Raw genomic sequence first — 14,363 nt, forward strand, 5'->3', positions numbered from 1 at the left:
CCGCGCCGGCCTGGCTGACCGTTGACTCGAAGGGTCAGGCCGGCGCGAGTGCCTTGTTCAGGACAGCCCGGATGCGCTTCTCGGAGACGGAGTAGGCGGTCCCGAGCTCGACGGCGAACAGGCTCACCCGGAGCTCTTCGATCATCCAGCGCACCTGGGTCAGCTCGGCACCCACCCGCCGCCCGGGCAGCAGCGCGGACACGGCATCGTCATAATCGTCCTCCAGCCGCTGAACGGCGGCCATGTTCAGGGCGTCCCGCTGGACATTGCCTGGCAGGCGTTCGAGGCGTTTTTCGATGGCGGCGAGGTACCTGGGGAGCTGGCTCAGCTGGGCGAAGCCGGTGCGGGCCACGAATCCAGGGAACACCAGCTGCTCGAGCTGGCTTTTGACGTCGTTGAGAGCACTGATCAGCGCCAGGCTGGTGGTTCCCTTGAGCTGCTTTTCGATCCGCCGGGTGCTGGCCAGGATGCGCTCCACCACGGCCGTCACGCTGAACACGGTGTCGATCAGTTCCGCGCGGACCTGCTCGTAGAGGGCGTCAAAGGACTGCCGGTCCCAAGGGACTTCCGCCGGGGTCAGCTTGTCCACGGCGGCCAGCGCACAGTCGGCGATCAGTGCCGAGACTGAACCGTGCGGGTTCTGGCTAAAGGTGAGCTTTTCGGTGTTGTTCAGATGTTCCAGCACGTAGCGGTCCGGGGCGGGAACCCGCAGTGCAAGGAGCCGGATGACACCGCCGCGCATGGCTGCCAGCTGTTCCGAGGACGTCTGGAAGACGCGCAGCGCAACCGACGTTCCTTCATCCACGAGCGCGGGGTAGCCGGTGACGGTGTGGCCGTTGACTGTGTTGCTCACCTGACGCTGTACGGTGCCGAAGGTCCACTCGGTCAGTCCGGTCTGTTCCCTGAAGCCCGCACCGTTGCCATTTCCGGCTCCAGCGGCTCCGGCTGCGGGCGCCGTCCCGCCTGCGTTGCCGGACCTGGACTTTCCAGGTGACCGCGGCGCGGTGGTCCCGGGGGTTGCCCCCAGGGACTCGGCGATGGCGCGGCGCGTTGCAGGCGCCAGACGCTCCTGGAGGGCGGTGAGGTCCTTGCCCTCGTCCAGTGCCTTGCCTTTGCTGTCCACCACTTTGAAGCTCACCCGCAGGTGTGAGGGCACGGCATCCCAGTTCCAGGATCCCGGCGGGATGACCTGGCCGCGGATCCGGCGCAGGGCCAGTTCCAACGAGGCTTCCAGCTCATCGCCGGCCGGATCAAAGTCCGCCGCCAGCGCGGCCACGGCCTGGCGGGCCACGTCCGGGGCCGGAACAAAGTTCTTGCGGATCTGTTTGGGCAGGGATTTGATCAGCGCAGTCACCAATTCCACGCGCTGGCCGGGGATCAGCCAGCGGAAGGCCTTGTCGTCCAACTGGTTGAGGAAGAGCACCGGCACTTCGGCCGTGACGCCGTCGGACGGGTTGGGCGGTGAGCCTGGAGCCACCGGGTGGAACTCGTAGGTCAGTGGCAGCTCGAAACCCTTGTGCAGGAGCGTCTTGGGGTAGGCGGCCTCGTCCAGGTTGTCGGCGTCGTCATTGAGCAGCAGCGACTTGTCGTAGTCCAGGAGGTCCGGGTTCTTCTGCCGGGCGTCCTTCCACCATTTGTCGAAGTGCCGCTCGGACACTACGTCGGGGCCGATCCGGGCGTCGTAGAACTCGAACAGCGTTTCGTCGTCCACCATGAGGTCACGGCGGCGCATCCTGGCTTCAAGCTCTTCCACTTCGAGGAGCAGCGCGCGGTTGCGGTGGAAGAACTTGTGGTGGGTTTTCCAATCGCCTTCCACCAGGGCGTGCCGGATGAACAGCTCGCGGGCCAGTACCGGATCCACACGGCTGTAGTTGACCCGGCGCTGCGGAATGATGGGCACCCCGTACAGGGTGACCTTTTCGTACGCCATCACCGCGCCCATCTTGGTGGACCAGTGCGGCTCGCTGTAGCTGCGCTTCACGAGGTCCGGCGCCACCTGTTCTGCCCACACGGGATCGAACTTGGCGGCCACCCTGGCCCACAGCCGGCTCGTCTCCACGAGTTCGGCCGCCATCACGAACGTTGGGGACTTCTTGAACAGCGCAGAGCCGGGGAAGATCGCGAAGCGGCTGCCGCGTGCGCCGGCGTACTCGCGCTTGCGGTCATCCAGAATGCCGATGTGGCTCAGCAGTCCGGAGAGCAGGCTGATGTGGATGCCCTCGTTGTTGCCTACCGGATCGGCCAGGCGTTTGTTGTCCAGGCTGATGCCCAGCGGGCGGGCCAGCTGCCGGAGCTGCGCGAACAGATCCTGCCATTCCCGGACCCGCAGGTAGTTGATGAACTCATTGCGGCACAGCCGGCGGAACTGTGTGGAAGAGAGCTCCTGCTGCTTCTCCTGGATGTAGTTCCACAAGTTCAGGAAACCGGTGAAGTCCGAGTTCTCGTCGCGGAAACGGGCATGCTTCTCCGCCGCGAGCTGCTGCTTGTCCGTCGGGCGTTCGCGGGGGTCCTGGATGGTCAGGGCCGCGGCCAGGATCATCACTTCGCGGACGCAGCCGCGCTTGCCGGCCTCCACAATCATCCGGCCCAGCCGGGGATCGACCGGCAGTTGGGCAAGCTGCTGCCCGACGGCGGTCAGGCCGCCGCTCTTTGGGTCACCGGCCCTGACGGGACTCAACGCGCCGAGCTCGCGCAGGAGCGTGACGCCGTCGTTGATGGCGCGGGTCTCGGGCGGCTCCACAAACGGGAAGTTTTCCACGTCCTTGGGTCCACGGGCCACGCCCATGGCGGTCATCTGCAGAATGACGGCGGCGAGGTTGGTCCGCAGGATCTCCGGGTCCGTGAACAGCGGCCGGGACTCAAAGTCCTCTTCGGAGTACAACCGGATGGCGATGCCGTCGGAGACGCGGCCGCAACGGCCCGACCTCTGGTTTGCCGACGCCTGGGACACGCGCTCAATGGGCAGCCGCTGGACCTTGGTGCGGTGCGAGTAGCGCGAGATGCGCGCGGTGCCGGTGTCGATGACGTATTTGATCCCGGGAACGGTCAGGGACGTCTCTGCCACGTTGGTGGCCAGCACAATGCGGCGCTTGCTGCCCGGGTGGAAGACCTTGTGCTGTTCCTGCAGGCTGAGCCGGGCGAAAAGCGGAAGAATTTCGGTTCCGGCCAGGCGGCGGTTGGACTGGATCCTGGCCTGGAGTGCGTCAGCGGCGTCGCGGATTTCGCGCTCGCCGGAGAAGAAGATGAGGATATCGCCCGGCGCTTCGTCGGCGAGTTCGTCCACGGCGTCGCAGACGGCGTCCAAGGGATCGCGGTCCTCCTCGAGTTCGTCGTCGGAGGCGTTGTCTTCATCATCTGCGTCCTCGCCTGCGGAGCGGGCCCCGCCCGCTGGCTGGGACAGAGGCCGGTACCGGATCTCCACCGGGAACGTGCGGCCGGAGACCTCGATGATGGGGGAGGGCTCTTCTTCGGAGCCGAAGTGCTTGGCGAAGCGCTCAGGATCAATCGTGGCGGAGGTGATGATGATCTTCAGGTCGGGGCGCTGTGGCAGGATGCGCTTGAGGTAGCCGAGAATGAAGTCGATGTTGAGGCTGCGCTCGTGGGCCTCGTCAATGATGATGGCGTTGTATTTGCGCAGCAGCTTGTCCCGCTGAATTTCCGCAAGGAGGATGCCGTCCGTCATCAGCTTGACCTTCGTGGACCGGCTGACTTCGCCCGTGAATCGCACCTGGAAGCCAACCTCCTGGCCGATTTCCACACCCAGTTCTTCCGCGATGCGCTCTGCAACCGTACGCGCTGCGAGCCGCCGGGGCTGGGTGTGCCCAATCAGGCCGTCATCGCCCAGGCCAAGCTCAAGGCACATCTTCGGGATCTGGGTGGTCTTACCCGAACCCGTCTCGCCAGCAATAATGGTCACCTGGTTCGCTGCAATGGCAGCCATCAGGTCCTCGCGGCGCTCGGAAACGGGCAGCTCAGCAGGGTAGGAGATATGAAATGTCATGGCTGCAGCCAGTCTACTGGGACAGCGCCTGATTTCCGGCCCCGCCAGTGGAGGCTGCTGCCTACCGGGACTGTTCTGAGGCCGCCCGTGTGCTGTCGATGAGGACCCGCCAGGGCCCGGTTACCTGCTGCTCCGGTAAGGCCGCGCGCCGTTGGCCTGCCCTGATGGCGTAGATGAATCGGTCCGGCTGGCTGCCCTCCGCTTCAGCAGCTGCTGCCCGGACGGTCTTGGGGACCGCATCCCAGGGGCAGGCCTCGACGATCGGCTGCCATTGGTTCTTGGCGCGTTCGGTGTCGGCCTTCACGGTCCACACCCGTGTCAGCGCGGCGACCCCGCCGGTGCGCTCCACACTTATTTTCATCGCGTGGTTCCTGGGCTTTCCTGCAGCCTGGCTGCCGGCTGCGCGGCAGCCAGGCGTTGGTTTAGAGCTTGACCTTTACAGTTTCCCACGCCTTGCGGACGGCGTCATGCTCGGCGGAACCGGACCCGAACAGCTCCACCGCGGCCGCCGCCGTCGACCGCGCAAAAACGCTGAAGGTTGCGGTGGCCGGCAGTGAACGGCCGGTGAGGGCCTCGTACCAGATCCGGCCCGGCGCGTCCCAGGCGTTGCCGCCCAGGGATTGCGCCGTGAGGTAGAAGGCCCGATTGGGGATGCCGGAATTGATGTGGACGCCGCCGTTGTCAGCGCTGGTGCGCACGTAGGAGTCCATCGAGCCAGGCTGGGGATCCTTACCCAACACGTCGTCGTCGTACGCAGTACCCGGCGCCTTCATGGACCGCAGGGCTGAACCCTGCACCTGTGGCGTGAACAGTCCTTCGCCGATCAGCCAACTCGCCTCGGTGACAGACTGCTTTTTCAGGTACTGCTCAACGAGCGCGCCGAAGACGTCCGACATGGACTCGTTGATGGCCCCGGCCTGGTTCCGGTAGGCCAGCCCGGCGGAGAACTGAGTGACTCCGTGGGTGAGTTCGTGGCCGATAACGCTCAACGAACGGGTGAACCGCTCGAAGACCTGGCCGTCGCCGTCGCCGAAGACCATCTGCCGGCCGTCCCAGAAGGCGTTGTCATAGAGCTTCCCGAAATGCACGCTCGCATCAAGGGGGAGGCCGCGGCCGTCGATCGAGTTGCGGCCGAAGATGTCCGCGAACAGCCGATGCGTGTGCCCAAGGCCGTCGTAAGCCTCATCCGCGGCCACATCTCCGGACTCCGGGTCGCCTTCCTTGCGCAGCGACTTTCCGGGCAGCGTCTCGGAGCCGGCGGCATCATAAATGCTTCGGATGGGCAGGCCGGGCTGGACGTTACGCAGGCCCGGCGGAACCGCAGGCACTGGTGCCGTCCGGGCGGATTGGAACGACCGAACATGGCTCAGTGCTTCCTTGGCCGCCCGCGCGGCAGCTGAGAACTACGGTGCGTCCTGACGGGCCAGCCGCCGCAATATGTAGGGCGGGATGATGAAGCAGCAGCCCTTTGCCTGATCCCGGGCTGACGGATGTTGGGTTAGCGAATGCTGGTCTGTCGACTGAATGATGTACCCCCTCGATCGGTGAATTCAGACTACGAGGGGCCACCGACAATGTGGCGAAGGCGCACTCAATCGAGGACAGGCGATGTCGACCGCGCAGGCATCACCGTATGACTTGACTGCCCTGGAACCCTCGGTTAGATTGCGAAAGCATTTTCTTTGAGGGGGGCAAATGAAAAATCCAAAAACTCTGACGTGTGATTGGTTGCTCGCGCCGTAAGGCGAATAGCGTCGTAAGCGCCGCGTGCCGGGAAGGTCCCATCCAACGTGAATGGGGACACGTCTGTTCCAAACCATCTGCTTGATGCCGGGCATTGCGCGGCAGACGCGCATTTGGGTGTTTGTATTTTTCCGTGCAGCAATGATTCTTTCTCCGTTCACCTGCAAGACTTATGCTCGCAACGTTATGCCACGCTATTCGGCAAAGAATTAGCAAGAAGGCTTTCCAAATATTGGCTACCGAGTTTATAAGAACGGTGTTACGCTCCATTTGGCCCTGCCAACTAGGGCAGTGGCTCACGTTGAAAAACAATAAATGGGGGAAAGATGCTGGCAGCAACTGCAAGCAATGCAAGCATGACAATGGCGATGGTACGCAACAAGATCGACGGAATGATCGTGAGGTACGACGGCTGGTTCCTCGTACTTCTTGCCGTCCTTCTGGTACTGGCTTTTGCAATGCTGGCAGCGATGGCAATCTGGTGCCTTTCGCAGGGCAAGGGACGGTTTACTGGCAATTGGAAGTGGAGCCAGTGGGGCGTTTCTGTACTGATCGAATGCCGCTAAGGCTGCCTTAGCTTAGACGTCGTGGTGGCGCCCGCTTGGTGCGGGGGCCACCACGATGAAGCATGAAAGGGGAACACCAATGCTTCTCAGCGTCAAAAACCTCGACTACTCCTACAATTCGCGTACGCAGGTGCTTCATGGTGTCTCATTCGACATCTTGGAAAACCAGATTGTCGGACTCATAGGGCCGAACGGTTCCGGCAAGTCGACCATGATCAAGATCATCCTGGATTTGCTGAAGCTGCAACGAGGAACAGTCGCCATCGCGGGCGGCGGTAATCAGGGCCGCAAAGCGAAGATGGCTTCCATCTATCTCGCGAGCAACGACTACCTTCCGGAGTTCCTGAGCGGCGGGGAGTATCTGAGCTTTATGCATGGCCTGTACAACGCCGACCTTGACCAGTCCGACGTTGCCCACCAGTTTGAACGGTACTCAATGAAAGGGCGCCAGCGGGACCTGATCGAGGACTACTCGCACGGGATGCGGAAGAAGGTGCAACTGATCGCTGCCCTGATGCTCAAACGGCAGTTGACAGTAATCGATGAGACGCTGAACGGCGTTGACCTGGACGCCGTATACACCTTTGAGGCGGATGTCAGGACGCTCGCCAGCGAGGGCAGGTCAGTGTTGCTTTGCAGTCATGACTTCGCCCTGCTCGAGCGCATAGCGGACGAGGTCATGCTCCTCAACATGGGCGCCCTTGTTTCTAAAACCGCCACCAGCGAGATTCTCGAAGTCAGCGGCTCGCTGGGCGGCCTGGCCCGTGAGCTGGCAGCAGCCATGGACGTCCCCTAATGAGAATCAGAAGTGTGTTACTGCTCTCGAAAATGTTTTGGCACTTCATAGTCCGCCGGGTCCTCGGTCGCGGCCTCCTGAAGAGCCGAAGTGCGCAACTCTCGGCACTGCTCCTGGTGGTACTGGCATTTGCCGGATTTTGCCTCATGAGTTTCGTGATCATCCGACAGTACTTGGGCGGAACCGGGCTGCTGGACCCTATCCTCCAAGTGGCCAATGCATCAGTCGGCTTCTGGGTCCTTATCGTCTACACGTTGATACGCGTTCTGTTCCTGAAAGCTGATGAGCTCCTTCGCCTGTCGTTCAGCCTCCCGGTCACCAACAAAGAGCGCACACTTGCCTTTACCCTCTTTGAGTCCAGCATCGTCCTCTGCCTCACGATCTTCATCTTCGGAGCTTTCTCACTGTCGACAGTGCTGCTTGAGGGACCTCAATACATCCCGAAGGTTCTGGCATCCATCTGGTTCCCCGCCATCACGGCTTACCTGGCCTTGAGTCTCGGTTACTTCCTCCTGGAACGCCTGCTTCTGTCCGTGGGCCTCGCCCGACTGCGGGGCTTGCTGGTTCCCATGGTGCTCGCGTTGGGGTTGGTCCTCGCCTTCCCGTACTCCACCGACCTGAGCAACCGGATCGTCGACAGCTACTTCTCCGGTCAGGATTTCTTTGCCCCGCCGTTGGTTTACGCGTCAGTCCAGGACGATCTCGGCATCTGGCTGGCGGCTGGCCTGTTCATTGCCGTTTCCGCGGCCATGCTTCTCCTCATAGTCGGGGCCGCGCCCCGCAGTTATGTGGCAGTCCGGCGCTTCTTCAAGGTGTTGCCGTCGTGGCTGGCAGCTAACAAGTTCGGCGCCTACCTACTCGTCTTGGTTCGCAGCTTTGAAACCACGGTCGCTGTGGCGTTCATGTTCATCTATACCGTGTTCGCCTTACTGCAGAACATCGTTCTACCGCCGTTTGTCTTGGTACTCATAACGTTCCAGGGCATTTATGCATATTCGAACTCTGAACCGCTGCGGAAACTGACTGCCTACTCCGGTGGCATCCTCAAAAACTATCTTTGTCTTGTCGGGTCACAGGCAGTGCTCTTCCTCGCCTTAGCTGTGCCCACAGTGACTGCCTCACAATTGCAGGGGACAGCGTTCACGACGAGCCTGCTGATAGTCGGGTTTTGCCTGGGCAATATTCTGATTTCCACATTGATAGGAATTGCCTTCCCGCCCGAGAAAGGAAACCCCTTCACCGTGCTAATGGGGGTGGTCCTTACGGTGATTGTTGTCATGACGGTTGCCCTGGGTTTGAACATTTTTAATCTCAGCATGGCTGCAAATGCAGTCATATTCCTGCTGCTCAATGCGGTGGTAGTTGTCTACAGCCTCTTGGGAATGAAACGAATGGAGATGATCGCGCGTCATGAAATGGCTGTCTAAATCCCTGGTAGGCCTGACTGTGTCTTTTGTCATTACCATGGCGGTCGTGGTGATTGCTTTTGTACTAACGATGTTTTCTGCATCCGAGCTCGGGGTCAGGAAGTTCGGACTATTTGGCTCGCTATTCTTCGAACCCCACGAGCTCGATAATGGAGCGACCGGGCTGGAGTTTGGCGTGTCAAATGCCATCCCAATCTTCATGCTCTTCTCGGCGCTGACCGTGTTTGCGATGGCAACCACGATGATGTTCGATCGGCTCAAGGCGTATAAGGCATCACTGCAGCAGGGAAGCGTTCATCCTGGCTGAGATCGAAGCCAATGACTTTACGCCTAACTACATAGTTCGGGCGGTAATCCGTTCCTGCAGGTGGCCCCTTGCCGGAATGCTGGGAGTTGCCGGAACGTGCAGCTTACTGGGTCTTGTCCTGGGTGATACGTATTTGGCCGAGATCGCCGCATGGATGCTCGTTCACTTCTTCTGCCTGCTTTTAAGTTTCGTTATACATGAAGGCGCCCATGGCGTTATTGGGCGGCAGTGCCAAGGCGTCCGGGCCTTCATCGTGAGCTGGAGCGTACTCCGCTTCTCTTTGTCACCTGTTGGCAATCTCTACGGCTGGCAAATAGTCCTGATAGCTCTGGCAGGCCCACTTTCGTCCGCCCTGGTTGGGTCTGTTCTCTTTGTCGCCGCCCCGGGGTTGACTCTCCACTATTGGTTTTGGCTGCACCTGGTTTTCCTCACGCCCCTGTTCGGTGACGGAAGAAGCCTGATTGTTGGTGTCCGCCGCTGGTCAACTTGCTTGGAACTGCACAGTCATGAGAACAAACCGACGCTGGGAAGTTAGCTGCCTGGAGGATGGTTCCGACTCTGCAAAGGCCTGCCCGGTTCTGTCCGGCTGCGCAATTGTGGTCCGGCAACAGAAAACCCCTGGAATCCATAGAATTCCAGGGGTTTTTCGCTGTGCCCTCGATAGGATTCGAACCTACGACCTTCTGCTCCGGAGGCAGACGCTCTATCCCCTGAGCTACGAGGGCAATTCAGGGATCCTGCCGGTGCTGGCGGGACGTCCTAGAGCTTAGCAGGAAGGTGGCCCGCAATGAAAAACGAGGCTTCGCGATTCTGGACGCCGTGCCGAAACCCCGCGTATCAGATGCCTCAGTACCCGGAAAACGAGTCCACATGAACCCGGCGGGCACCTGCACTCCTCGCCGCACGGCGCAGCGAGGCCACGCTCACGGGGGACCCGGAAACGTAGACGGTTCGCTCCGCAATATCCGGAACGAGGGCCCTCAGTGATGGCCCGTCCAGCCGGGCCCCGGGGGCTGTTGCCTCCGATACCGCTGTCCCGGCGTCGGTGATGAACGGCGGCGGGATGGAACCGTCGGCGAGGCGGGCGACGATCCGGGCGCCGGATGCTTCCAGTTCCTTGGCGTAGGCGATCTCCTGAACGTTCCGTGCCAGAAGCAGCAGAACCGCATCCCGGTCCCTGCCGGCTCCTGACGCCAGGTGCGCGAGGTACGGCGTGATGCCGATGCCGGCCGCGATAAGCAGCACCGGGGTGCGGGAGTCTCGGGGGAGTGCAAAATCACCACCCACGGATGTCGCCGCCACATGGTCACCGGGCTTCAATGCCAGGAGCACTTTCTTGGCGGCCGAAAGCGGCTCGGTCGTCTGCACGCCGAACGTCACTGTCTCCGAACCCGGGACGCTGGTCAGGCTGAACATCCGGCGCCGGCCTTTGCCGTCCGATTTGGCGTGCGGCAGGTCAAGTTCCATGTACTGGCCCGGCACAAAGTGGACCGGACGGGATGGGTGAAAGACGAACTCGGTGGTGCTGGGCGTCAAAGCCCGGGAGCCTGCGAACGTCAGGCTCAGGGCGCCACGCTGGCCCACGACAAACGCCAGCAGGTTGCCGACAAGGAGGGCCAGCTCGGGGGAGTTGGCAATGAATCCGAAGTTGTACGGCACCGCAAACACCACACCAACAACGGCAGCAAGCGCCAGCTGCTGCCAGCGGCGCGGCGGCAGCGTCAGTGGCTCGGTCAGCATAAAGCCGACGAAGAAGAGCAGCGGCCGCTGCGCGAGGGCCTGCCAGAGGGCCCCGCCCAAAGTCGTCCCCGCCTGCAGCAGTTCCGAGGCAACAATCGAGGTGGCCACCACCAGGAAGACAGCCGCCATCAGGACTTTCCGGGTGCGGTACAGCACCAGCAGAATGCCGGGTACCACGAGCCACAGCATGGCAGGGGTCGCTGCCCACCAGGTAGCGACATTCAGGCCCGTCAGCCCAGTCACGAATGCCCCGGTGACGGCCGGGTTGAAGATGTGCCGGCCCCGCCAGGCCAGCGCGTATTTGGAGGCAGAAGCCAGCACACAGGCCAAGGCCACACCCGCCACATCCAGGGGCGCAAATGATGGCCAGAAAAGGAAATACAGCAGCAGGCCGGTGATCAGCGACGATTCTGAATGCGGCCGCACATGGAACAGCGCGGCCAGGGCACGGTTGGCGGCATAAGTCAGGCCCAGGCACAAGGCCAGATGGACCAGCATCTGGGGAATACCGAAGGTCAGCCAGCCCAGCGCGTCAAGAAGGAGGCTGTACACGGCAAGGGCGGCGAGCACCAGCAGGATCAGCCGGTACATCGTGTACTTGCCCAGCAAGGTGTCCAGCCGGCCTGCCGGTGAAACGGCTGTGGGGGTATCAACGGGGCTCATGTGAACAGTGTCCCTTCAAATCCGGCCGAATAGGCGGCACTTCCATCCGAAAATACTGTCAGCCAGGAAAAATCAAAGGTGCGTTCCAACTCGGCGCCGGGGACGAAGAAGAGGGCAGTCGCCAGCGCGTCAGCCAGTAGCGTGCTCGCCGCAGTGGTCCACGTGGCCACGGCTGTAGTGACGGGCCGTCCTGTGGTGCCGTCCAGGACATGATGCAGCCCGTCGCCCCACGCCCGGCGGTTGGAGGCGGAGGCACACAGCGCGCCGCCGGAGACCGGAATGGTGCCGATGGCCTGGGTTGGATCGTACGGGTGTTCCAAGGCGACGGTGATGGCGTCCGGCCCGCAGTACAGCAGGTCTCCGCTGGCATCAATGAGGAAGGTCTTGTGGCCGTTTGAACGCAATTCGGCGGCCAGGAGATCGACCAGCTGGCCCTTGCCGGCGGCGCCGATGTCCAGGACCAGGGGCACCCGGTTGGTGAGTACTGTGCCGTCCCAATCCAGTGCGTCCTCCCAACGGGGTGCCGCCGTGGGGGAGCCCGCAGGCCGCAGCGAGTAGGCGGCGTCGTAGCCCAACCGCTCAAGGCTGCCGCCGATCAGCGGCGTCATCGCCCCAGCCGAGAGGCGGTACAGCAAACGGTAGAGCCGGCCAAGCGCCGCAGCCTCCGCCGGAAACTCATGCCGCCCCGGCTCCCGGGCCATGGCGCTGACTGTTGAATCCGGCCGGAACCGTGACCACTCGCCGTCGTACGCTTCCACCACGGCGAGAAGCCGGGTGCGGACACCGGCCTGCAGCGGCAGGGGCGTGGTGATCTCCCAACGTGTGCCGATGGCGTCGAAGCGGAACTCCTCCCAGCCGCGATGCGGCACGGCCTACTGAGCCTCCGACTTGATCTTTTCTACCGCCTGGTTGAACCCGCCGCTGGTCAGGGAGGAGCCCGCAACCTTGGACACTTTCAGCGAGTCAATGCTCTTGCCCACTACCTGCGACGCGATCCCGCCGGCGAATTCGCCTTGGAATTTGCGGGTGTTCGGGTTGGAGGGGTGCTGGGTGATGTTGACGGCCGTAACCGTCCCGGAGGCCAGCGCCAGCTCCACCCCCACGGTTTCGGTGCCGTTCGGGGAGACGTACGTGCCATCGGCGCTGTACGTCCCGTCCCGGTAGACGGAACCGCTTCCGGCCAGCGATGACGAGCTGCCGGACGGCGTGGTGGCGCCTGCAGAGCTGTTGTCGGCTGACGGCGGGGTTGCTCCCTGGGTTGCCGTCGGCGCGCAGCCGGCGACTGTTCCGACGAGGGACAGGCCGGCGATTCCGGCGAAAACACTCTTGCGGACTGACGGTCTCATAACGGGGCTCGTTTCGTGGGCTGGGTGCTTACGGTGTACTCAACGTCGGATTCAGCGTAATGGTTCACCCTGTGAACCCGCCGTCTCAAATTCCTCCACGTGGCGGGCGCCGGTAGGCTAGAGGGGTGACTCCCGAAGAACTCTCCCTCGCCATATCCGCCTGCCTGAAAGATGCCGTCGCCGCCGGCGAAATCGGACTTTCCGCTTCAGCTGTTCCCGCTGAGGTGCGCGTGGAGCGACCGAAGAACCGGGACCACGGTGACTGGGCCACCAATATTGCCCTTCAGCTGGCCAAACGGGCAGCCATCAATCCGCGCGAATTCGCCACCATCCTGAGTGCCCGGCTGAAGACCATCGACGGTGTCTCGGCCGTGGACATCGCCGGTCCCGGCTTCCTGAACATCACGGTGGATGCCGCCGCCGCAGGTACCCTGGCACAGGCCATCGTGGAAGCCGGTCCGAAATACGGCACCAATGCCGCGCTCGCCGGCCACACCGTCAACATGGAATTCGTTTCGGCGAACCCCACCGGCCCGCTACATATCGGCCACACACGCTGGGCCGCCTTGGGCGACGCCATTGCCCGTGTCCTGCGTGCGTCCGGCGCCGAAGTCACGGCCGAGTACTACATCAACGACGCCGGCTCGCAGATGAACACCTTCGCCCAATCGGTCTACAACCGGCTCCACGGCCTCCCCGTGCCCGACGGCGGTTACCCCGGCCAGTACATCGCGGACCTCGGCCATGAGGTACTCAGCGAACACCCGGATATCCGTGAACTGACTGAAGTCGCCGCGATTCCCGTGATCCGTGCTGCCGCCTACCAGGCCCAGATGAAGGACATCCAGGCCACGCTGGCGGATTTCGGCGTCGAATTCGACGTGTTCTTCTCCGAGCAGGAACTGCACGACGCCGGCGCGATCGGGAGTGCCGTTGCCCGCCTTCGCGAGCAGGGGCATGTGTTCGACGACGGCGGTGCAGTGTGGCTGCGCACTACGGACTTCGGCGACGACAAGGACCGCGTCATGATCCGGGCCAACGGCGAGCCCACCTACTTCGCTGCTGATGCCGCCTATTACCTCTCCAAGAAGGACCGCGGCTTCACCGAGAAGATCTACCTTCTTGGCGCGGACCACCACGGTTACATCAACCGCCTCAAGGCCATTGCGGCGGCCGCCGGCGATGATCCCGAGGTGAACATCGAGGTACTGATCGGCCAGCTGGTCTCGGTCAACGGGGCCAAGCTGTCCAAGCGTGCCGGCAACATCATCGAGCTCAAGGACCTCATCGACTGGCTCGGCAAGGACGCCGTGCGCTACTCGCTGGCCCGCTTCCCTGCGGATTCGCCGCTGACGCTGGACCCGGACCTGCTCAAGAAGCACAGCAACGAGAACCCTGTCTTCTACGTCCAGTACGCCCACGCGCGTACCCGCGGCGCGGCACGCAACGCCGTGGCCGCCGGTGTGGACCGCAGCGCTTTCGAGGCCTCGCTGCTGGACCACGCCACCGAAAACGAACTGCTCTCCTACCTGGGCAGCTACCCCTCCATCGTGGCCAAAGCCGCAGAGCTGCGCGAACCGCACCGCATTGCCCGCCACCTTGAGGTCATTGCAGGCGCCTATCACCGTTGGTATGACGCCTGCCGCATCGCTCCCATGGGCGAGGAAGCCGTCACCGACGTCAACCGCACCCGCTTGTGGCTCAACGACGCCACCAGCCAGGTCCTGGCCAACGGCCTGGATCTCCTGGGCGTTTCCGCGCCGGAACGGATGTGA

The 14,363-nt window shown here is 62.7% G+C and carries 10 protein-coding genes, 1 tRNA gene and 1 pseudogene; 5 read left to right on the forward strand and 7 right to left on the reverse strand.

The window, feature by feature from the left end:
* Positions 1-34: 34 nt before the first annotated feature.
* From hrpA to AC1DIM_RS08125, 3 genes and pseudogenes are all read right to left on the reverse strand, one after another.
* On the reverse strand, positions 35-4,000 hold the full coding sequence (hrpA, locus tag AC1DIM_RS08115; RefSeq protein ID WP_477709987.1) for an ATP-dependent RNA helicase HrpA: 3,966 nt from the start codon (positions 3,998-4,000) through the stop codon (positions 35-37).
* A gap of 61 nt (positions 4,001-4,061) precedes the next feature.
* Positions 4,062-4,361: a protealysin inhibitor emfourin gene (locus AC1DIM_RS08120; RefSeq protein ID WP_477709988.1), complete on the reverse strand. Its 300-nt coding sequence runs from the start codon at positions 4,359-4,361 to the stop codon at positions 4,062-4,064.
* Between the two features lie 61 nt (positions 4,362-4,422).
* Positions 4,423-5,454 (reverse strand): annotated as a pseudogene (locus AC1DIM_RS08125) (M4 family metallopeptidase).
* A 615-nt stretch (positions 5,455-6,069) separates the two neighbouring features.
* On the opposite strand from AC1DIM_RS08125, the gene AC1DIM_RS08130 reads away from it, so the two are divergent.
* The 4 genes from AC1DIM_RS08130 to AC1DIM_RS08145 all read left to right on the forward strand — a co-directional run bounded on the left by AC1DIM_RS08130 (position 6,070) and on the right by AC1DIM_RS08145 (position 8,839).
* Complete coding sequence (locus tag AC1DIM_RS08130; RefSeq protein WP_477709989.1) at positions 6,070-6,309, forward strand: hypothetical protein; 240 nt, start codon at positions 6,070-6,072, stop codon at positions 6,307-6,309.
* A gap of 79 nt (positions 6,310-6,388) precedes the next feature.
* On the forward strand, positions 6,389-7,105 hold the full coding sequence (locus AC1DIM_RS08135) for an ATP-binding cassette domain-containing protein (RefSeq protein WP_477709990.1): 717 nt from the start codon (positions 6,389-6,391) through the stop codon (positions 7,103-7,105).
* 146 nt (positions 7,106-7,251) lie between these two features.
* The gene (locus tag AC1DIM_RS08140) at positions 7,252-8,532 is read left to right on the forward strand and encodes a hypothetical protein (RefSeq protein WP_477709991.1); all 1,281 of its coding nucleotides are present in this window, start codon (positions 7,252-7,254) and stop codon (positions 8,530-8,532) included.
* Between the two features lie 19 nt (positions 8,533-8,551).
* On the forward strand, positions 8,552-8,839 hold the full coding sequence (locus tag AC1DIM_RS08145) for a hypothetical protein (RefSeq protein ID WP_477709992.1): 288 nt from the start codon (positions 8,552-8,554) through the stop codon (positions 8,837-8,839).
* Positions 8,840-9,491: 652 nt separating this feature from the next.
* Here AC1DIM_RS08145 and AC1DIM_RS08150 read toward each other — a convergent pair.
* From AC1DIM_RS08150 to AC1DIM_RS08165, 4 genes are all read right to left on the reverse strand, one after another.
* Positions 9,492-9,564, reverse strand: a tRNA-Arg gene (locus tag AC1DIM_RS08150).
* Positions 9,565-9,685: 121 nt separating this feature from the next.
* Positions 9,686-11,242: a ferredoxin--NADP reductase gene (locus AC1DIM_RS08155; protein WP_477709993.1), complete on the reverse strand. Its 1,557-nt coding sequence runs from the start codon at positions 11,240-11,242 to the stop codon at positions 9,686-9,688.
* Positions 11,239-12,111, reverse strand: a complete 873-nt coding sequence (locus AC1DIM_RS08160; RefSeq protein WP_477709994.1) for an FAD:protein FMN transferase — start codon at positions 12,109-12,111, stop codon at positions 11,239-11,241. Before AC1DIM_RS08160 ends, AC1DIM_RS08155 begins: the two co-directional genes overlap by 4 nt.
* Before the next feature lie 3 nt (positions 12,112-12,114).
* Positions 12,115-12,588, reverse strand: a complete 474-nt coding sequence (locus AC1DIM_RS08165; protein ID WP_477709995.1) for an FMN-binding protein — start codon at positions 12,586-12,588, stop codon at positions 12,115-12,117.
* Between the two features lie 125 nt (positions 12,589-12,713).
* Between AC1DIM_RS08165 and argS the strand changes: the two genes are divergently transcribed.
* Positions 12,714-14,363: an arginine--tRNA ligase gene (argS, locus tag AC1DIM_RS08170; RefSeq protein WP_477709996.1), complete on the forward strand. Its 1,650-nt coding sequence runs from the start codon at positions 12,714-12,716 to the stop codon at positions 14,361-14,363.

It is taken from the genome of Pseudarthrobacter sp. 01T43 (assembly GCF_056398665.1).